The 20,877-nt window shown below is 57.0% G+C and carries 12 protein-coding genes and 1 tRNA gene; 5 read left to right on the forward strand and 8 right to left on the reverse strand.

Features of this window, described 5'->3' with window-relative positions:
- Window positions 1–3: 3 nt before the first annotated feature.
- The 5 genes from HS103_18145 to HS103_18165 form a co-directional block, all read right to left on the reverse strand.
- The gene (locus HS103_18145) at window positions 4–1,257 is read right to left on the reverse strand and encodes a 3-isopropylmalate dehydratase large subunit (protein ID MBE7514717.1); all 1,254 of its coding nucleotides are present in this window, start codon (window positions 1,255–1,257) and stop codon (window positions 4–6) included.
- 84 nt (window positions 1,258–1,341) lie between these two features.
- Complete coding sequence (locus HS103_18150) at window positions 1,342–1,614, reverse strand: hypothetical protein (protein ID MBE7514718.1); 273 nt, start codon at window positions 1,612–1,614, stop codon at window positions 1,342–1,344.
- A 10-nt stretch (window positions 1,615–1,624) separates the two neighbouring features.
- Window positions 1,625–2,788 carry a homocitrate synthase gene (lysS, locus tag HS103_18155; GenBank protein ID MBE7514719.1) on the reverse strand — a complete coding sequence of 388 codons (1,164 nt, stop codon included), beginning with the start codon at window positions 2,786–2,788 and terminating at the stop codon, window positions 1,625–1,627.
- Between the two features lie 197 nt (window positions 2,789–2,985).
- Window positions 2,986–4,173: an acetylornithine/succinylornithine family transaminase gene (locus HS103_18160; protein ID MBE7514720.1), complete on the reverse strand. Its 1,188-nt coding sequence runs from the start codon at window positions 4,171–4,173 to the stop codon at window positions 2,986–2,988.
- Window positions 4,166–4,990 carry a [LysW]-aminoadipate kinase gene (locus HS103_18165; protein ID MBE7514721.1) on the reverse strand — a complete coding sequence of 275 codons (825 nt, stop codon included), beginning with the start codon at window positions 4,988–4,990 and terminating at the stop codon, window positions 4,166–4,168. The genes HS103_18160 and HS103_18165 overlap by 8 nt, the downstream gene beginning before the upstream one ends.
- Window positions 4,991–5,061: 71 nt before the next feature.
- On the opposite strand from HS103_18165, the gene HS103_18170 reads away from it, so the two are divergent.
- Window positions 5,062–5,134: transfer RNA gene (locus tag HS103_18170), tRNA-Glu, on the forward strand.
- A gap of 306 nt (window positions 5,135–5,440) precedes the next feature.
- The gene (locus HS103_18175) at window positions 5,441–5,725 is read left to right on the forward strand and encodes a hypothetical protein (GenBank protein ID MBE7514722.1); all 285 of its coding nucleotides are present in this window, start codon (window positions 5,441–5,443) and stop codon (window positions 5,723–5,725) included.
- Window positions 5,726–5,865: 140 nt separating this feature from the next.
- Here HS103_18175 and HS103_18180 read toward each other — a convergent pair whose 3' ends face one another.
- Both HS103_18180 and HS103_18185 read right to left on the reverse strand, forming a co-directional pair.
- Complete coding sequence (locus HS103_18180; protein MBE7514723.1) at window positions 5,866–8,637, reverse strand: C39 family peptidase; 2,772 nt, start codon at window positions 8,635–8,637, stop codon at window positions 5,866–5,868.
- A 138-nt stretch (window positions 8,638–8,775) separates the two neighbouring features.
- Window positions 8,776–10,197, reverse strand: coding sequence for a phosphomannomutase/phosphoglucomutase (locus HS103_18185; protein ID MBE7514724.1), 1,422 nt, complete (start codon window positions 10,195–10,197; stop codon window positions 8,776–8,778).
- A gap of 164 nt (window positions 10,198–10,361) precedes the next feature.
- Here HS103_18185 and moeB point away from each other — a divergent pair, with 164 nt between their 5' ends.
- On the forward strand, window positions 10,362–11,555 hold the full coding sequence (gene moeB / locus HS103_18190) for a molybdopterin-synthase adenylyltransferase MoeB (GenBank protein MBE7514725.1): 1,194 nt from the start codon (window positions 10,362–10,364) through the stop codon (window positions 11,553–11,555).
- 381 nt (window positions 11,556–11,936) lie between these two features.
- Here moeB and HS103_18195 read toward each other — a convergent pair whose 3' ends face one another.
- The gene (locus HS103_18195; protein ID MBE7514726.1) at window positions 11,937–17,879 is read right to left on the reverse strand and encodes an Ig-like domain-containing protein; all 5,943 of its coding nucleotides are present in this window, start codon (window positions 17,877–17,879) and stop codon (window positions 11,937–11,939) included.
- 496 nt (window positions 17,880–18,375) lie between these two features.
- Between HS103_18195 and HS103_18200 the strand changes: the two genes are divergently transcribed.
- Together HS103_18200 and HS103_18205 are read left to right on the forward strand one after the other, a co-directional pair.
- Window positions 18,376–18,924 (forward strand): MarR family transcriptional regulator, encoded by a 549-nt coding sequence (locus tag HS103_18200; protein ID MBE7514727.1) that lies wholly within the window; start codon window positions 18,376–18,378, stop codon window positions 18,922–18,924.
- A gap of 7 nt (window positions 18,925–18,931) precedes the next feature.
- On the forward strand, window positions 18,932–20,875 hold the full coding sequence (locus HS103_18205; GenBank protein ID MBE7514728.1) for an ABC transporter ATP-binding protein: 1,944 nt from the start codon (window positions 18,932–18,934) through the stop codon (window positions 20,873–20,875).
- Window positions 20,876–20,877: the final 2 nt, after the last annotated feature.

Consider the following 20,877-nt stretch of genomic DNA (forward strand, 5'->3'; position numbering starts at 1 on the left):
ACCTCAGAGCGTCTTTGGGTCGGTGATCACCCCACGCACGGCGCTGGCGGCAACTACCGCAGGATTCGAGAGGTAGAGCGGCGCGGATGCCGTCCCCATACGCCCCTTGAAGTTGCGATTCGCGCTGCTGATCGTCACCTCATTCGGGGCGGGAACACCCATGTGGTTGCCCATGCAGGGACCGCACCCTGGCACCCCGATCATTGCCCCCGCCTCGATGAAGGTCTGCACATAGCCGCGCTGGATGGCTTCTGCCAAGACGCGGCTGGACGCCGGAATGACCAGAAGGCGCGTCCCCGCTGCTACTTTCCGCCCCCGCAGAACGTCCGCCGCTGCCGCCATATCTTCAATCCGCCCATTCGTACACGTCCCGATGAAGGCTTGTTGGATCAGCGTTCCGGCAACTTCCGAAAGGGGTTTTACGTTGTCGGGGCTGTCGGGGCAGGCGATCATCGGCTCAAGTGTTGTGACGTCATAATGATGTTCGGCGGCATAGGTCGCATCAGGATCGGGGTAAAGTGGGGTATAAGAGCGCCGCGCCCGCCCCGCCAGATACGCGAAAACAGCCTTGTCGGGGGGGATATATGCCGTCTTTGCCCCAAACTCTGCCATCATGTTTGGGATCACCGCACGGCTGTCCAGCGAGAGCGCTGAGATCGCCGCGCCGTGAAACTCAATCGACATGTAGATTCCGCCATCGACGCCCAAATCACCGATCAGTTTTAGGCAGAAATCTTTTGCCGTCACACCCGGTTGCCATGTTCCGCTGACGGTCACCTTCATCGATTCCGGGACGCGCAGCCAAAGCTCACCCGTCGCCCAGAGCGCCGCCACTTCCGAACGCCCGATCCCCGCCCCCAACGCCCCCAACCAGCCAAAATGGGGGGTATGGCTATCTGAACCGAGGATCAATTCGCCGGGGAGGACAACCCCTTCCTCGCTCAAGACCTGATGGCAAATGCCACGCCCCGCCTCAAAAAAGGTGGTGACCCCCTGATCCTTGACAAACTGGCGAATCTCAGCATGGTTTTGGGCGTGTTTCGTCGTTGGCGCGGGGACGGCATGATCAAGCGTGATCGCCAGTTTGTCAGGGTGTTTCACCCGTGTGATGCCCAACTTTTTGAAGGTCTCGTAAATGGGGGCGGTGTTGTCATGGCTGAGGATCACATCGGGGCGGGCGTCTACAATCTGCCCCGCTGTGACGGAGGAAAGTCCGGCTGCCCGCGCCAATGCTTTCTCGGCAAAGGTCTGTCTCATGAGTTCTGGTCAGGTCTACGCTTTCTATGTGTAAGGCGTCCTACATAACAACGCATGAATAGGGATGTACCCTTCGGTACATCCCTATTCCCCTTCTAACGTCTTTTTGAAAAAATCTAATATGGTGAACGCCTGCTCAATGTGACCGGTGATTTGTTCAAGCATCTGGGTGGCGTTCAATTCCCCGCTCTCAATCCGCGCTTGCATCTTGGGCGATGGGTTCTGCATCATGACCAAGATGTTGATCAAGTTTTGGCTGGAAACCAACTGGGCGCGAACTTCATCGTCCAGTTGGCTGACCAGCGCACGCGGATCAGCGGCGAGAATCCACTGTTTATATGCCTCAAAATCCGACATAGGTGTGTTCCTACCCTACAGGTTGCGCCTCTGCCTCTATGCGTTCCCAATGTTGGAGCAAATGATCGACCTGCTCCGCATCCAAAGGGCGCTGATCGGCGAGCGTTTTCATATGAAGTGTCGCCCGCTTGATCTGATCATCCGTTAATGATAAGCCTAATTCTGTTGCTCTGCTACGTACAGCATTCCAACCCATGAGCCGATGCCCAATTTGCACTGTGCGGCGCAAGCCAAAATCATCGGGATTCAGGCTTTCATAAGTCTCTGGGGCGGCTAAAACAGCCTTCGTATGAATCCCCGCCTTGTGGGTAAACGCCGCCGAACCTGTGATGTAATTGTTAAACGGCACATGAACTCCCACCATCTCGGCGATGAGGTGATCGAGGTCATTGAGCATTTCCAGTTGGTATTTCGCACAAAGGCGCTGGCGATCCAACATATACAAACGGGCGATCAATCCTCCAAGTGGGGTGATCCCGTTGCGCTCTCCGATTCCCAAAACCGTCGTATCAATGTGCGTTGCCCCACCCTCAAGGGCGGCATAGGCGTTGGCAATGGCACAGCCAGAGTCGTTATGCCCATGAAATTCCACATCAAGATGGGTCAGACGGCGCAGCAGGGCGACCAAACTGCCTACCTGTGTTGGGGTGGCAATGCCCACTGTATCCGCCACCCCCAACCGATTCACAACCCCCAAGCCAGCGACGGCAAGGTAGACGCGCAGCAAATCTGCTTCGCTGCTGCGGAAAGAATCTTCTGTGCTGAAGCGAAGGATGATATTAGGAGCTTGGCTGCGGACGAAGCTAAGCACCTCGCGGGCGATGTCGATGATCTCGTCAATAGTCTTGCCGTGACTGTACTTGCGCAGCGCGGGCGATGTACCAATGACAATATCCAGCCCGTGAACGCCTGTCTCAAGGGCGCGAAGGGCGTCCTCTTTATTGCAGCGGATGTGCGTCAGGATGCGTGCCTTCAACCCTAGACGGACAATCGTCCGCACATCTGCGTCGTTTTGTGGCGAAGACACGGGCGAGGAAAGTTCGAGGAATTCCACCCCAAAGCGATCTAACTGCTCGGCAATCTGAACCTTTTGGGCGGTGGTGAAGTTTGCGCCGGAGAACTGTTCCCCCTCGCGCAGGGTTGATTCAATGATGGCAAACTGTTCAAGAGACATACCATTCCATCCTTCATGATCGGGTTATCGTTAAGGTACAGATGTGTTCACCATATGGGCAATTTTTTGTAGGGGGGTATGTGTACTCCCCCTTGCCCGTAGATTGCTTTGCCTATGATTGGTCAGATCAAACCATACATTCTTTGGCACGCCTACTCTTTGGAGAGTCTTTGGGCGACTCGGATAGCTCTCACAAGCTATCCTACTGCACCTGCTAAGACCGTCTCAATCGCGCTGGCGACGGTTTCCAAATCGCTTTGTTGGATGACTAACGGCGGCAGCAAGCGCAAAACAGTTGCACCAGCGGGGAGCGCCAAAACGCCCTGATCTTGCAGTGCCTTCAGAAGGGGAGTGACCTTTCCCCGCAGTTCGATCCCAACCAGCAACCCGAGTCCGCGTACCTCCCGCACCTGATCGGGAAATTTCGTTGGCAAATCAGCTAGGCGCTCTAACAGCCAGCCGCCAAGCGCCGCCGCCCGCCCCGCCAAATCCTCCCGCTGGATCACTTCTAAGGCGGCTATCCCCGCTGCACACGCCAGCGGATTCCCGCCAAAGGTTGAACCGTGCGTCATTGCCTCCAATGTCCCCACCCGCGCCCCAATCAGACATGCCCCCATCGGCAAGCCGCCCGCCATGCTCTTGGCAATGGGCATCAGGTCTGGTTGAAGGGCATATTGGGTGTGGGCAAAGAGTGTCCCCGTCCGCCCGAATCCGGTTTGCACCTCATCGACAATGAACATCGCGCCGCGCTCATGGCAAAGGCGCTGTACCCCTTGTAAAAATGCCGCGTCCCCCGGACGCACGCCGCCCTCGCCCTGCACAATTTCGATGATGACCCCTGCCGTCGCCTCGCTGATCGCCACCTCTGCCGCCGCCAGATCGTTATAGGCGATGTGGGTGTACCCCGGCACGCCTGGTTCAAAGGGTTCGCGGTACTTTGGCTCCCATGTCGCCGCTAATGCGCCCATCGTCCGCCCGTGAAAGCCGCGCTTTGTGGCGACGATTCCCTTTCGTCCAGTGGCGAGCTTGGCAAACTTGATCGCTGCCTCTACCGCTTCTGTACCGCTGTTGCAAAGGAAGGCGCGGGACATTCCGGCGGCGGCGGTAAGCGCCTCTAAATAGCGGGCGCGAGTGTCGTTGTAGAAAATTTCTGGGCAGCTAAGAAGGGTTGCCGCCTGTTCGCTGATGGCGGCGACGATTGCCGGATGGGCATGACCGAGGTTTGCCGAACCCTGCCCTCCAACACAATCAATGTAGCGCCGTCCTTCGTCGTCCCACAGGTATGCTCCCTCGCCGCGAACGACGGTCAGCGGGCGCTTGGGGTAAACGCCGCTGGTGTGCTGATCTTCTTGTTGGCGGGTGGTTGGCAGTGTTTGGTCAGTCACGGTTGATCACCGTCCCTTCGCCCGCCAGCGCCGCACGGATGGGCGACATACGGCGCGAATCCGCCAAAACAATCCGCCGAACACCCGTATGCAATGCTTCTTGTGCGGCGAGTACCTTCTTCTTCATCCGTCCCCCGGCGATCTCAATGGCGCGTTCCACCCCAGAGGCGGGAATATGACGAATAAGGCTGGCTTCATCGGGAAACTTCGCCATCAAGCCGACGACGTTTGTCAAAATGACAAGGGTATCCGCCCGCAGCACTCCGGCAACCTGTGCCGCCGCCCGATCCCCATCAACATTCAGCGGTTCGCACTCCGCACCCATCGCCAGCGGCGCAACAATAGGGGTATAGCCAGCATCAAGAAGCATCGTCAGCAGCGCACCATTGACCGTTTCGACGCGCCCGGTGTAATCATCCCGGACGATGCGCTGCCGCCCCGTCTCTGGGTCAATTGCCCGCACCGCATCCTTACGTTGAGCGCCAAGCAAGCGTCCATCCAAGCCGTTCAACCCGAGGGCATTCACGCCGAGCGTTTGCAAACGCCCCACAATCGCGGGATTCACCTGCCCCACCGCCGCCATCATGTAGACTTCCAGCGTGGCGGCATCCGTGTAGCGGCTGACATGCCCAGAGGGGCTTTGGAGTGTCCGCGCCGGAACGCCCACCCGCCCAGAAAGCGTATCCACCGCCGCGCTTGTGCCATGCACCACGACGACACGATGCCCCTCTTGAACAAGGGCGGCAATGTCGGCGCAGACGCTTTCGACATCAACGCCCAACCCGCCTCCCACCTTGATCACAAGTGTTTCTGCCATAGAGTCCTGTTCCTTTTCGCTTCGCTCAGACTTGACGTATCCCTGAAAAACTGGTATTCTGTTCCCCATTCGCTCTGTTCGTCTAGGGGCCTAGGACGTAGCCCTCTCAAGGCTAAGACACGGGTTCGAATCCCGTACGGAGCATCCCATAAACCCCACTTGAAACATTATTTTTAGGTGGGGTTTTTTGTTGCCCCCACGCGGCACAGGCAACAAAAAACGCCCCCCCAGATTGTCTGGGGGGGCGTTCTTGCTTTTTCACTCGTTTGCAAGACGCAGGGCGTTACCCTCCACACAATCGCGGTGGCGTGCAGCCTTTTTTCCCTTTTTTCTCAACAGAAACAACGTGATGTGCCATGCGCTTAACTGCGTGCTTGCCTTACATTATTCGCAACAGGGGACATTGTGACATAGAGTAGCGGCTATGTCAACCTATCCGGTAGGCATTTGGTGGATTTGACAATGATTCCCCATTTCGAGTCGAAGTGGCGCATTGAGGAACATGCCCGCAGTCTGAACCTACCGCTGACGGTGCTGCGTCCCGTTGCCTTCCGCCCGCCTGATCCAGAGATGCTGATCATCCTGCGCTGGTTCAAGGAGAAGGGCTACGAGGCGGATATTGCCGCAGTACGGGCGCTTTACCCGCCGCTGATGAGCTTGGAAACATGGCTGCGCCTGAATGAGTGGAAAAATGCCCAACCTGTCCCCGAAACAGAACATCCGGCATGGGGGTAGATGAGGATACGGGGATACGCATCAAGGCGTATCCCTAATCCTATTGCGCCCTGTGGTTTATCAGGGCGACCCTGTGTGGTCGCCCCTACGGGATGCGGAGGGCGGCGCCGGGGTCATGCCGTTTACAATGGCATCACTGGTTAATACACCGTGTTGATCTTCCCGGCGATCAGCCCCAACGCCCCGCGCAGGGTCTCCCGCGTGATGTCGAGATCGGCGCCACCTTTGCCATTCCGCGCTATTTTCGCCCAGAGTGGATCATGGACGATGAAGCCCGTCTTGGTGTAGCCAATGAGGACGAACCAATGCAAACCTTGATCAACGCCGCTGGCAAGATGGACAGGGAACATGAGTTTTTTGTAATCGACCAGCAAGATAATCGGACGCCCATTGTCCAAAATAGCGCGGAAGGTATCCACATTGGGGAGTGTCCGATCCACCTTGAGTGTCGCTAGGGCGTTCCGTTTTGCCAACGCCACAAGCTGTTCCGCCGAGGTCTTTCCCGGCGTTTGGTTATGTAGGTCTTTCACCGTCAGGCTGCCCGCCATACCGTAGTATTTCAGCAGCATGAGGACGGAGGCTTGCCCGCAGTCGTTATTCCCCAAGCCGCGCTCGTCAATCTGCGAGACATAAGGAACATTCAGACGCTTTGTGTCGCCTGTCACTGGGTTGCGCTCTGCCTCAGCAATGAGCAGGTTGATGATCGTCGTCCGCCATTCTTCCTTCAGGTTCGCCAGTGTGGAGATGGGCGGGTTGCTGTACGTCCCCTGACGGTTATCGGCAATGGCTGCCAAGCCCGATTGCTGTATCCAAAGGAAGAAATCATCGCGATTGCCCGCGCTTCGGGCTGCCTCGAAAAAGGCGTTGATCACCTGTTGGTTGGTCACCTTCCCCAAATAGCGATCTCGTTCCTGAACAGGGGTCAGCCCCTCCAACGATTCGCCTGCCAGCGCCCGCTTGATCAGGCTTTTTTGATCGAGGGACAAGCCCGGCAGGTTATCCACCGCCAAGCCGCTGTAGGGGCGCGTCCGGTCATTCGCCATGTGCGCCAAGTTTGCGCTGGTGACCCATGTCCAGAAGTTCTGCGGTTCACCAAAGGCTTTGGCGGCAGCGGCAAAAGCGTTGATCATGTCCTGATTGGTGAAGTCGGCAGGCGTCGGGGTGATTCCCTTTTTCTGGCGGGTGCGGAGCGTTGGGACGGTGATTGCGTTGACCGCCGCAAGCTCTTTCTCGCCCATCCGTCCATAGGGGTAGATGGAGATGCCTAACGCCTTATTCCGTGTTGGCGCTTTGTTCAGGGCGTGTTCGCCCGCCCGCTTGATCTCGTTGGCGTCGGTCAGGTCATATGCCTGCAACATCGGGATCACAGGCAAACCAAAGGGTTCAAGGGCTGTCAGCGCATCAACCACCGCCTGTTCGGGGGTGATCCCAAAGACCTGATGGTAGACCATTGGGTGAAGGCTATCGATATTGGGCAGCCAGCGCGAGATGGAAATATCGCGGGGGTGGTTGCCCCGTGCATCAAGGCACAGCGCCAAATGAAAACCATCAGGGATGCGCAGCCGAAGTTGGTCGCCCATGATCTGCGCCACCGTCGCCCCGCCGAGGTAGTAGGACGCGCCAACCTCCACATCCAGGATGAACGACTTCACGCCGGGGAGGTTACACACATCAGCAATCAGCTTGATCTCTACATCGGGGTTCACCCCGCGCACGACACTCCACGCATGAAACTCAATGCCCGCCTCGTCGCACTTGGCAATCCAGCGCTGTACATCGTCCAGCCCATCGATGCGCAGATCGTCTTTTCCCGACGAATCATTGACACCCTGCCATGCTGCGCCGTTGTTCGTTTTGACGAAGATCGCCCCAATCTTGGAATCGACCAAGCGGGCGAGGATCGCCTCAATCGTCGTTTCTTTAACCGTGCGCCCATCGATGTAAACAACGCCAATCATCCCATCGTAGGGGGTCAATAGCGCCTCGTCTTTTTTTTCTTCGGATTTCAGGGCGTCTTTGGCAATCTTAAAAAAGGTGTCAAAAATAACCTGTTTGGGGCGATTCGCACCGTCCACGATTCCGGCGTTGCGCATGATATCGCCCCAGGCAAACCAGATCATCACCGGAATCCGTGTGGCAAACCGCGCTTGAAGCAGATCAAACGCGCCGCGCATATAGGTGGTGACCATCCCAAATTGGTCTTCTGGAAAGGGGACGTGTTCAGAGACGCCAATCTCGGTCAGCCAAATGGGAGCATCGGGAATCCCACGCACCACGGTGTTTAGGTGATCGTCCAACCGCCCGAACCAGCCGCCCCACTCTGGTTTTGTGCTGAAATTTGGCGACCACTGCCCGTAGGGGTGAACACCGACTGCATCTACAGGAAGTTTTCCGCCAGATGCCTCCCGCACGCCCTTGACATAGGCAACGGCATCTCCCGCCGCCGCCGCCAACCCGCCAAAGACTACTGTCGCGCTTGGATCATGGGCTTTGATCTCGCGGCTGGTCATGGTCAGAACACGGGCAAATTCTGCCACCGGAACGAAAACGGATGACCCGCCACGAATATCGCCCTCGTTCCAAATTTCATAGGCAACATTCAACCCCTTGTAACGGGCGGCGATTTTTCCCACAGCGGCAGAGAAGTTGCGAGCATAGGTTGTCCAATCGCCGTTATCCCAGGGGGCATTGCCCCAAAATGTCTCCTGATTGACGATGATCAGGCTGCGCACGCCAACGGCGTTGTAGCGTTTGATCAATGCCTCGTAAACGGGGAGGGATTCTTCAAGAGAGCGCCGTTCGGCGTCTGCCCGAAAGACATACCGCGCCCATGTTGTGCCTTGCAGAGTTTTTGCATCGTCAGGCTGCCCACTGGGGGCGTTAGGGTTAAGGTTGATGCCAAGTTGAACCATGAGGAAAACCTCCGGGTGCTGCTGTACCTAAGGAAGAATTGTAGGGCAGTTTAGGGGGTACGCAACCAGAGGGAAGGGTAAACGGAGGGAAGGTGTAAGGGAGCATCCATGAACGCTCCCCAATAAAGCCTGACGCCGTTACCCCCCAAATGCCTTGATTTGTTGATGGAGTTTGCCGCGATCTACCTCTGGGTATTCAGCCAGATAGGTATCGAAGTAGCGCATGTATTCAACGAGCTTTTCGTTCGTGCGTCCCTCAAAACGGAGCGTGATTGCCGGTTGGGTGTTGCTGGCACGCACCAAGCCGAATCCATCGGGGAACTGCACCCGCGCCCCATCGAGATCAACAACAGTGTACTTCTGGCGGAACTTGATCGTCATCTCGTCAATTGCCTTGAACTTCATGGCGTCGAGGGCGCTCAGAATGATCTCTGGCGTGGCGGGAAGGGTGGGTATCTCTTTGAAGGTTTCGCTCACCGAGGTTTCAAGGTGGCTGAAAATCTCTAAGACCTTCAACGAAACGAGGGGGGCATCGTCAAAGCCGTAATAATCTTCCCCGATGAAGATGTGCCCGCTGACCTCCCCCCCAAGCGGCGAACCAACCTCCGCCATTTTCGCCTTCATCAGGCTGTGTCCCGTTTTCCACATGAGGGGGACGCCCCCATTGCGGCGGATTTCATCCTCCAGCGCTTGGCTTGCCTTCACATCGTAGATGATCGTCGCCCCCGGACGGCGCTTGAGCAGATCGCGTGCCAGCAGCGCCACCAAGCGATCCGCTGCGATGTGATGCCCGTGTTCATCGACAATGCCGCAGCGATCAGCATCCCCATCAAAGCCAACGCCGAGATCAGCCTTCGTCTCGCGCACGGTGCGTTCCAGTTCCTTTGTCGTCTCTGGGTCTTCGGGGTTGGGCAGGTGGTTGGGGAACGTCCCGTCCGGTTCGCAGTAAAGGCAAACGACTTCTACCCCCAACGCCTCGTAAACGGGCTGCATATAAACGCCGCTGAGCGCGTTCCCCGCATCAAGGACGATGCGCAGTTTTCGCCCGCCCATCCTCACTTTGCCTTTGATGGTGTCCATATGCCGCTGCACCAAATTGGGATCATAATGCAGGTCGCCTGTTCCGCTGAGGAAATCGTCCTTTTCAATGAGTTCACGGATCGCCTGAATGTGATCGCCGAAGAGGGCAAAGCGATCTTGCGCCATTTTGATCCCGTTGTATTCCAGCGAGAGATGGCTTCCCGTGATCTGAATTCCCCCGCCCTTTGCCCCATACAGAGCAGAGGCAAAGTAAACAGAGGGGGTCATCACCTCGCCAATATCGGTGACGTTTAACCCTGTGCTGCGCAGACCGTCAATCAGGGCGGCTTGCAGCGGACCCGACGAATGGCGGTTATCGCGCCCGACGAACACGCGATCCGTTCCGTGGGTGCGCTGCATGAATGTCCCATACCCTTTGCCCACAAGGGTGGCAATAGTAGGTGTTAGAAGGGGGGTTTCGCCCGTGATGTTGCCGCGAATATCGTATTTTCTAAAAATGACCGATGGTACGTTTGCCATAGAATTTTTTACCTCATGTCCCATTAACGCTACCGTGTAGAGTATAGCCGGAACGCTGCTTGATCCACCGTTTTGTAAAACTTCCCAATCTCAGCGCGTCTTAACATAACCGTGTTTGCCCGCTACAATTGCCGGTAAGCTCTCGATACCATGAAGGAGTGTTTATGAGCGTGGTCGAACGAATCTCGGCAGACGAGGTGAGTCTTTCTCACGATGAAATCCGGCGCTACAGCCGCCATCTCATTATGCCTGAAGTGGGCATTCAGGGGCAGCGCAAATTGAAAGCAGCGAGTATCCTGCTCATTGGGACGGGTGGGCTAGGTAGCCCGTTAGCGCTCTATCTGACGGCGGCGGGGATTGGGCGTTTGGGTTTGGTCGATTACGATGTTGTTGACGAGACCAACCTTCAACGCCAAGTGATCCACTACACCAGCGACGTGGGAAAGACAAAGCTCGATAGCGCGGCAGCGAAGCTCTCGGACATCAACCCCTACATTGTGATCGAAAAGCACAACACGCCGCTGACCAGTGAAAATGCGCTGGATATCCTCAAAGATTACGACGTGATCATTGACGGGACGGATAATTTCCCCACCCGCTACCTTGTCAACGACGCCTGCGTGATCCTCGGCAAACCCAACGTGTATGGGAGCATTTTCCGGTTTGAGGGGCAGTTGAGCGTTTTCTATGCCAAAGAGGGACCCTGCTACCGCTGCATGTTCCCCGAACCCCCCCCACCCGGACTTGTCCCTAGCTGTGCAGAAGGCGGCGTCCTCGGCATCCTCCCCGGCACGGTGGGAACGCTCCAAGCAACGGAGGCGATCAAGCTGATCTTGGGCATTGGAACGCCGATGATTGGGCGGATGCTGCTCTACGATGCACTGAGCATGTCTTTTGAGGAAATCAAGATTCGGAAGAACCCCAAATGCCCTGTCTGCGGCGACCATCCAACGGTCACTCAGTTGATTGACTACGAGGCATTTTGCGGGTCGCCTGCCCATGACCGCAGCGATTACCGCGAGACAAATGCCCAAAAGCATGTGCGCGGGATCACCGTGAATGATTTGAAAGCGCGGATCGACGCGGGAACGAACCTTGTTGTGCTGGATGTCCGCGAACCGCACGAGTGGGAGATCAGCGCGATCTCTGGTGCGGTGAAGATTCCAAAGGGGCAGGTGGTGGCGCGTGCCGCCGAAATCCCGAAGGATGTGGAGGTTGTCGTCCAATGCAAGACGGGTGTCCGCAGCCGTGATGTGATTGTTATGCTCCAAGACTTGGGCTATACGAATCTCGTCAACTTGCTTGGCGGGATCAATGCGTGGGCGCGGGAAATCGACAAATCCCAGCCCGTCTATTGATCCTCGGTTTTCCGCCCCGAATAGGCGTTATGCCGTTGCCCGCATCCCCTTCTCTCCCACATTGTGGGAGAGAAGGGGGATTGTTTTGTGGGGGGGTGTCCCCCACACCCCCAGAGTGGGTCGGGTGAGAGAGTTACCCTTCAGAGTCTCGATTCCCCCTTTGCCCACATGAGGGCGGAGCAAGTACATGCCGAAGGCGGGTCGTAGGGGAATGAGAGTAAACGCCGCTGTCGCCCCCTCACGCTGCCCTTTTCGATAGAGAATCGAGACAACGCAGCGCCGGCACGAACGCGCCGGCGCTGACCCAGTGTTTGTCTTTCCTTGATCTCAGCCCGGTGCGTTGGCACCGGGTCAAGACCCCAATCAATTCTTCCTGATTATTTACTCCCCGTGAACAGTGAATGTACTCCCCGCGCCGCGCCCAAAGACCTCTGGGAAGTAGAACTCATTCCCATTTGGCGGGATCACGCGGTAGGTGCCGGGTGTTGTCGCTTGAATCTCATAGACGAAGCGGTAGTTCCCACGCGGCAGATACTGCGCGGAAAGGACGACCTTTTCCGTCCGAATCTGCGTGCTGCTGAAGTACCACCACCCCCATCCATAGAATTCCACATCGCTCCGGCTCAGTTCAGGGCGTTCCCCAATCTGAGAGGTCGTTTGCAGGTTGCGATCCACCCCTTCGGTCCCCGCTGGAATCGGATCATTGATCACGACGTAGTAGAGGTCTTGAGAGGCGGTGATCTCCAAGACCACCTTGATTGTTTCGCCAACCTTTGCCTCGGTCACCCGTTCGCCGTTGAGGTAGTACGCCCGCGTGAACGACAAGCCCCGATTCGTCGGCTTGATCGCCTCCACTGGCTGATTCACCTTCAGGGCGGCGGTGTAGTAGAGCGACCCATCGCCCGCCGCGTGGTCAAAGGTGAGGCGATTCACCTGATCGCGCAGCATCTCGGCAACATTTACGGTGAGTGTTTTCGTCTCCCGCAGCGTATCGGCATTGCCCACACCTGCGCCGATCTCCGTCCCATTCAGATTCACCGTGTAGGTATAATCTGCCTTCAGTTCCCCGCTGGCAACCATGTAATCGACCAGCGCCATGACCGCCCACGCCGTCTCTTGGGTGCTTTCCCAAGCGTCGCCGCGCCGCGCCACCATCAGCCAACGGACAACATTCGGCACAAGATCGCTCTCCGGCGTCAGTTTCACCAGCGCCAAGAGCGCCAACGCCGTCGTCCGCGTGTTGCTGCCCCAGTTCCAGTAGTCACGGCTCTCCTCCTCCCAATGAATCCCCGTCGCGGAGGCAATCGCCGCTGTTTGCAGGTCGCTGAGCAGGGTTGCCGCCGCGTCTGTCCGGTTTAGCGTAGCATAGGCAAGGGCAAGGTATGCCCGTGCATCAAGGCTCATCCGTTCACGACGTGCCAAAAGCGTATCCAGAACGCCTATATTCGCATTCTTTGCCCGCGCAAGGACATACTGCATGAACGCTTGACGATTCATCTGCCATGTTGCCGTTTTGTCCGTCGCATACTCTGCTTTCGAGAGCAAGAACCCCACCGCACGGGCGATCATCTCTGGCTCAACGGCGAAATCAGCATCGCGTGCTTCCAGCAGCCCAAGCAGGGCGTAAGCTGTAGTCAGCGGGTTGCTTTCTTCTAAGGGATACCACCCCCAACCGCCATCGCCTTTTTGCTCTTGCTTCAGCCGCGCCAACGCCGCCAAAACCGCTGTTTCCAGATTCGCCCGCAGTTCAGGGGTATCTAAGCCCACCTTTTGCAGCGCCCGGTAGGTGATGATGTTCGGCAGGAAGCGTGAGACGGTCTGCTCCACACAGTAGTACGGGTAGTATTTTAGGTAGTCCAGCCCGTCAAGGGTGGTCGCCGCAAGGGAGGGATTCACCTTCACTGTCAGCATTCCGCTAGGGGCAAGCTCCGTTGGCGGCAGCAGAATACCTTCTGTCCGTTCGCCGGGGGTGCGCAAGACGCCCGCCGTCGCCACATAGTCTGGCGCTTCATATTTGAATACAGGCAGCAGCCGCTCTGCGCCAATGCCCACAGCCGGCTTGCTGGCATCGCTGAATTCACCGCTGACGGCGCTGAAGGTCAGATCAACATTTGCCACATCGTTCACCGTCGCCAGCCATAAGACGCGGGCGCGTCCATTGGCGGGGATGGTGATTGTTTGGTCGGCGGCGGCACGAAGGGTGACCCCCGCTGCCAAGAGATTCACCTGAATGGTGCGTTCTTCGCCGGTGTTGTTGTTGACGACCATCGCCAGTTCCGTCTCATCCCCCACCGTAAAGAAGCGCGGGGTGGCGGGGCGGACGAGAAGGGGTTTTGTGCTGATGATTTCTACCTGAGCGTCACCAACAGCGCTCTCTAGCGAAATGGCACGAGCATCCAAGCGCCATGTCGTCAGGTTATCGGGGAGCGTCACCGAGACGCTGCCGCGCCCATCCGCACCGACGATCAGCGAGGCAACCCACAGCGGTGTATCGACAAAATCAGTACGCGGGGTGGCGCTGGCAGCATCTGATTCGCCAACTCGTCCCTTCTCGCTCTCATCCCGTCCGGGCGCTCCGGGCGCTGGTTGGGCAATACCATCGGCTGCCCCGCCCCCACCCGCCATCTCTAACATAGGTGAGGCTGTGCCGGCAAGATTTACCTCTCTCGCGGCGCGAAAATCTTCCAGTTCGGTTTTGAGGTTGATTCCATCGATCAGGATCGTCAGGGCATGGCTCGTCGTGATGCCGAGAGCGCGCGTGTACCAGAAATTCTCGAAGATTGGGGCGCTGTTTGGCAGCCCAACGGAGAGCGTCGCCACATCGGAGAGGCTCAAGCCGACTTCCGCCGCCGTTGGCTCGCCGTTCAAGGTAGTCACCAGCACATCAAAACTCACCTCATCACGCGGGGCTGCCTGTGCCACACTCGGCGTGAGGGTGATATTTAACTGCTTTTGAACTTCCACCTTCAGGTTGGTTAGCCCAAACCGAATGGCGGGGACGCCAGTGGGATCATCGCCGCTGCCTTTGATCAGCGTGACCGCTACAAAGATATTTGGCGCGTCGCTCTCATCAAGTGTCAGCTTGTAGGTATAGCTCCCCTCAAATTGAATCACCTCACTGCGGCGGATAGTGAGCCGTTCTACGGTCACGAGCGCGGTGACCTTGCCCGCAAAAGGTGAGGGAATCAGGATTTCAGCCGTTTCGCCGGGTTTGTACTCGCTTTTGCGATCCGCGATCAGGGTGATTTTCTTATCATTCTCATCGGTCGCAATCGGATTCGGTCCCGACACCCAGACACTGATCGTCGTCTTGGCAAGACGCTCACGGGCATCGCGGCTGGTCACGGCGATTTCAAAGACGCCGGCATTAGCAGGGGTAAAGGTGTAATCAACCTTGCCCTCTCCATCCGTCGTGAGCGCTGTCTCGCTGACGGGGATGATCTCTTGCTTCCAACTCAGTGTTTTGGGGTCTTGTGTCCAGCGCCGTTCGCTGATGGTCACTGTAATCGGTTGGTTGGGGAAGGGTTCACTTTGCCAACCAACACTGGTGATCGTCATCTCAAAGGGCGATCCCGCCTCTCCGAGGTACTTTTTGGGCTGGATACCGAGGTAAAGCAGCGCCGGGTGGACGGTCACGGTGGTTCGTCCAGAGACGGTTTGCCCACTCACGTCGTAGGCATTCGCCTCAATCGTGAAGCTCTGCGCGGCGGTATCCCCGGCAAGATCGGCGGGGAGTTCGATCACAAACTGCCCATTACCGTCCAATGTCCCTGAGCCGCTGCCCACATTGCGTTGGTAAACCCAACCGCGTCCATACGGATCGCCAAAGTCGAACAGCCCGCGCCCTCGGTAGCCGAAGAACGTGCTGTTGGCAATCGCGTTCCAGGTTAGCGCTCCGCCGGACACCGCCCCGCCAAAGAGGAACTTGGCATCAACGGTGACTTTGATTGTCTCTCCGGCAACGTATTCTGTCTTATCCGCCGCCGCTGTCACCAAAAATTCCGGCGGGCGGAACTCTGCCACTTGGAAGGAGAGATAGCCGTATTCGTTGCCTTTCCAGTAAACCTGAATGCTGTAGTAGCCAAGCGGCGCTTCCCCTTGCGGAAGGAGGTCAAACTGCCCACTGAACGCGCCATACTCGTTGAGGATAACGTCCTTGCGGTTCACCTCGTTTCCGTTCGGGTCATTGATGGTGAGCGTGATCTTTTCCCCCGCCGGAACGGTATACGTCACATCGTCTTGCCCACGCACAATACCCCGGTAGTAAACAGGACGCCCCGGACGGTAGATTGGCTGGTCGGTATACAGGTAGATATTGCTCTTGCGCAGGCTGTAATCTGCCGGCTGCTCAAAATTCCATGCCTCGGCATCGCCCGACCACCCCGTGTTCGAGATACTAAAGACATCCCCGCCCGTTGCAACAACCCAATAGAAACGGTAGTCATTGGGCGTGGTGGGGGCTTTTATCCGGGCAATACCCGTTTCGTCCGTCGTCCCCGTGCCAGCAACCTGTCCACCAGCATTGTAGTAAAGCTGAACGGTCACATTCGGCAGCGGCAGCCCCGTCTTTAGATCGGTAACGAATGTCGTGGTGTTGCCGTAGACATCCATCTTCGTCACGAGGTTCGCCGTCGCCACCACAAGGATCGTCTTCGATGGCTGCTGGATGGGACTCTGCAAGAAGCGGGCAAACTGGGGCGAATTCGCTTCAAGGTAGTAGATACCCGCTGGCAGAGCGTCCTCGTTTTCGGCAAGGGGGATGCTGTAGGAGGCGGGTTTGTTCTTCTCTGTCCCCGTCTTGAACGTCCATTGGCGGGTGAGGCGCGGCGGCGTGTAGTTGGAAAGGTTGACGCCGCGATAGCTATCGCCTATGGCAACCAATTCAGCGGGCGTGAGCATTGCCAACTTCAGATCAATCTGATCGACATTCACCGATGAGGTCAGGATGCGCGTCAGTGACTTATAGGCGCTGGTCAGGTTGATCTGATCGCGCAGGGCAAGGCGCATATAGGGAAGGTAATCTTGGGTGGTGAAGCCAAAGATGAATGACTCGTTGATCGTGTTGCCGTAAAGGTCTTTCGCGCCAGGGGCAAGGGTGATTGTATAGCGCGTTGACGCAGCAGCAGCAAAGTTGATGTAGAGCGAGTCATAGCTTGGCGAGAGGGTGAACTCGGTTGGGGGATCAATGGTGATCTTGCCGGCGAAACTCTCGCGATCCATCGGCGTGTTGAAGTAAATCGCCGCGCCGCTGCCGGGATAGACCTGATCAAAGGGGCGGGGACTCACATCGCGCACCTTTGGGTAGGGGTAGGTGCTGAAGTTTTCGGTGCGTGGGTTCGTCAGCGTCGCTTCGCCGCTGGCGCTTTTTGCCACCCCTGTTACCGTGATTTGGTAGGGTGTTTCAAGACTAAGTAGCGAACTTGGCTTGAACACGATCACGCTGTCGTTCGATTCAAAGCGGAGCGCCCCGGCAACATCAACCCCCGTTTGGGCGTTGCGAAGGGTGAAGGCGGATCGCACGCTGTCGCGGTTCATCGGCTGGTTAAAGCTCACCTGAATCTCACGATCCAGAGCCACTATCTCCCCGCCGTAGGGATATATGCTAAGGATTTGCGGGCGCACCGTGCGGAAGGTCCACGAATAGCCTTCCGTCATCGGGCTGCCGTCCACATCCTTCAGATCGCCGCTGACGGTGACGGTGTATTCTGTGCCACCGGCAAAGGCTGGATCAGGGGTGAAGGTGTAGATTGCCGTGCCAAGCCATTCTCCCTTGCCCGTCACCGCCGGAGAAAAGGTCAGCGGTTGGGGAAGGTTTTTCTGATCGCCCGTCGTCACTAGGGGGACTACCGGACGGTCAAAAACGACGGTGATTGTCGCCTCGGCTTCTACTTCGGTGGCTTTTGGGGAGGGAATCACCTGACTCACGCTGAGGTTAGGGGCAACCTGAAAGGTGAAGGCTGCCGTATCCCCAAGCGCCACGCCCGCTGCTGATTGTGCGGCGGCGTCGATGCGCACGGTGTATTCAGCACCGCGTTGGAGTGCGCCAGTCGGATCGAATTGGAGGGTGGAATCATCTTTCCACGTCAGCGCTCCCTCAAGGGTAGGGATCGTATAAAAGGCGGCTTCGACGCTCCGTTTGTCCATCACCTGATCGAAGGTGATTTCAATCGTGGCGTCAGGACCAACCACCTCGCGGCGGGCGGGGTAGGTATTGATGATGCGCGGGGCGTTCGTTTCGCCCTCGCTGCGGGCGGTGAGCGTGGCGGGGAGTATCAATCCAACCACAATCACTACAAGGATTAATTTACGGAAAAAGGGGTGCATGTCCTGTCCTCGTTTCGTCTCCTGCACGGTGACCTAAAATCATTGTAGTACAAGTCCTGAGACGAAGGACGCTCCCAAAATGTTCCCATCCGCTTCCCTTAACCTTATGCACAGCCCTGACCTTGCGCAGTGGGCTGAGGGGGCGACAGCAGCGTTTACCCTCATTCCCCCCTACGACCCGCCTTCGGCGTGTACCTGCTCCGCCCTCATGCGGGCAAAAGGGAAATTGAGACTCTGATGGGTAACCCTCTCACACGACCCACTCTGGGGGTGTGGGGGGACGCCCCCCACACAATAATCCCCCTTCTCTCCCACGATGTGGGAGAGAAGGGGGCAGGGGGATGGGAGGGCTGTCGCTATCGTCTATGACGTGGTGTCGCCCCCTCAGCCCTCGAAATGAGGAGAACTGCCTAACCTCTCAAAACTTCCCTCTTGCCAAAATTTATTCGTATCCGTATCATTTGCATTCAAATCATTTGCCTGCGAAAGGATATTCATGACTGAGGAGGAACTACGCGCCATAGCGTTAGATGTACGCTTGTTGATGGTCATTAGTCTGAAGATGATGGGGCGAGACATGGACAGCCGCCTAGAAGAATACCGCGTCCCCGTCAGCGGCTTAGGGATCGGCGTGATCGGAATGTTGGAGCATTACCAACACTGCGCCGTGAACGAGATTAGCCGGAACATGCTGCTGACTTCGGCAACGCTCATCCCCGTCTTGGATGGTTTAGCGAAAAACGGTTACATCAGCCGCGAGCGCGACCCCCAAGACCGCCGCCGCGTATTGGTTTCTTTGACAGATAAGGGACGCAAGCTAATCCGTATTGTCCATGATATGTACACAAACAATGCGCTAGTGAAAACGATTCAGGCGATGGGTGGAGAGAAATGCCGCATCTTCATCAGCCTTTTGGATGAGTTTTCACAGCACATGTCCGAACACAGCGATTCGGGCGAGTTCTATCATAATTTCCAACAAAATCACCCCCTGAAAACCCGCCTAGAGGCGGATAAACCAACGACGGAAAACACAGGAGAGTAGGGCTATTATGCAAGGGTCTATGGCAGGGATGCCCTCGCGTGGCGCACGCGGGAAGCGCCCTAAGGGGAAGGGCGGACTCCGGCGGGCAATTGCCTATTTAGGGCGGCAGCGCCGCATCGCGTTTTATGCCTATGGAGCATTGGTGGTTGCTACTCTTGCTCAGCTTGTTGTGCCGCAGCTTGTCCAGAACATGACCGATACCATCACACGGGGCAGCACGGCAAACACCATTTTGGGGTTGCCCTCACTGGCGCAGGGAATTGCTGCCAACGCCGCCGGTACCACGATTGATCAATTAAAATTGGACGCCGCCAACGCGCCGAATTTCTTGATCACCGCCGCGCTGATCGTTGTTATTTTTGCCGCTGTGCGCGGTATCTTCTCCTTTATTCAGTCCTTCATGGGAGAGCGCACCTCGCAAGGCATTGCCTTTGACTTGCGAAACGAAATCTTCAGCAAGATTCAAACGCTCTCCTTCAGCTACTATGACCGCAACCAAACGGGGCAGTTGATGATCCGCGCCACCGACGACGTGGAAAAGGTGCGCTTGTTCATTGCCCAGGGGCTTGTCCTCGCCGCTCAGTCGATTCTGCTGCTGGTGGCCACGCTGATCATCCTTTTTGTGACAAACTGGCGGCTGACGCTCTCCATCCTGTGGATTCTGCCTGTCGCCTTTGTCCTGTTTGGGATTTTTGGCGCGGTCAGCACACCGCTCTTTGTCCAAGTTCAGATGCGCATCTCGAACCTGAACACCATCCTTCAAGAAAACCTAGCCGGAATCAAGATTGTCAAAGCCTTTGCCCGCGAAAAGTACGAGCAAAAGCGCTTCAACGTCTCTGTTGAGTCCGTCATGCGGCAGCAGTTGAAAGTGAGCCGGACGTTCTCCTTCTTGTTCCCGTTGGTCTTTCTTTTGGCGCAGATCGGGCAGGCGGTGATCATTCACTCTGGCGGTATCCAAATCATCAGCGGCACGCTGACGATAGGCGGCTACCTCAGTTTCAGCCTGTACCTTGCCTACATCTTCTTCCCCGTTGGTCAGTTGGGGTTCATCATCTCCCTCATGGCGCAGGCGTCCGCCTCGGCTGACCGGATTTTCGAGATTTTGGATGCCAAGAGCGATGTCACCGATAAGCCGAACGCTTCCGAACTCCCCCAAATCAAGGGCGATGTCACCTTCAAGAACGTCACCTTCCGCTACTTCAGCAGCAGCGAGGCAGTCTTAGGCGGTGTCAGTTTTGAGGCAAAAGCGGGGCAGACTATTGCCCTTCTGGGGGCGACGGGCAGCGGCAAGACGACGATCATCAACCTGATCCCGCGCTTTTACGATGCCACCGAAGGGCAGGTCTTGATCGATGGCTACGATGTCCGTGATGTGGTGCTGGAAACACTCCGCGAACAGATCGGGATCGTCCTCCAAGAGACAAACCTGTTCAGTGGCACAATCCGCGACAACATCGCCTTTGGGCGTCCGAACGCCACCTTAGACGAAGTGACAGCTGCCGCCAAAGCCGCTGCTGCCCACGACTTCATCATGGGCTTTCCCGAAGGGTATGATACGCCTGTGGGCGAGCGAGGGGCGACACTCTCTGGCGGGCAAAAACAGCGCATCGCTATTGCCCGCGCCTTGCTCTTGAATCCGCGATTGCTCATTCTGGACGACTCGACCAGCAGCGTCGATATGGTCACCGAATACAAAATTCAAAAGGCATTGGACAACCTGATGAAAGGGCGGACGAGCTTTGTCATTGCCCAACGGATCAGCACCGTCCTAAACGCCGATTTGATCCTCGTCCTCGACAAGGGGAAGGTCGTCGCCAGTGGGAAGCATGAAGACCTCATGGAAACCAGTGAACTCTACGCCGATATTTATCAGTCACAGCTTGTGGGCGATGCCGAAGTTGACGAAGCCGCCCTCGAAGCCGCGACTCTAGCGCAAGGGGAGGGTAAGTAGCT

Source organism: Anaerolineales bacterium, assembly GCA_015075625.1.
Classification (GTDB): Bacteria; Chloroflexota; Anaerolineae; order Aggregatilineales; family UBA2796; genus UBA2796.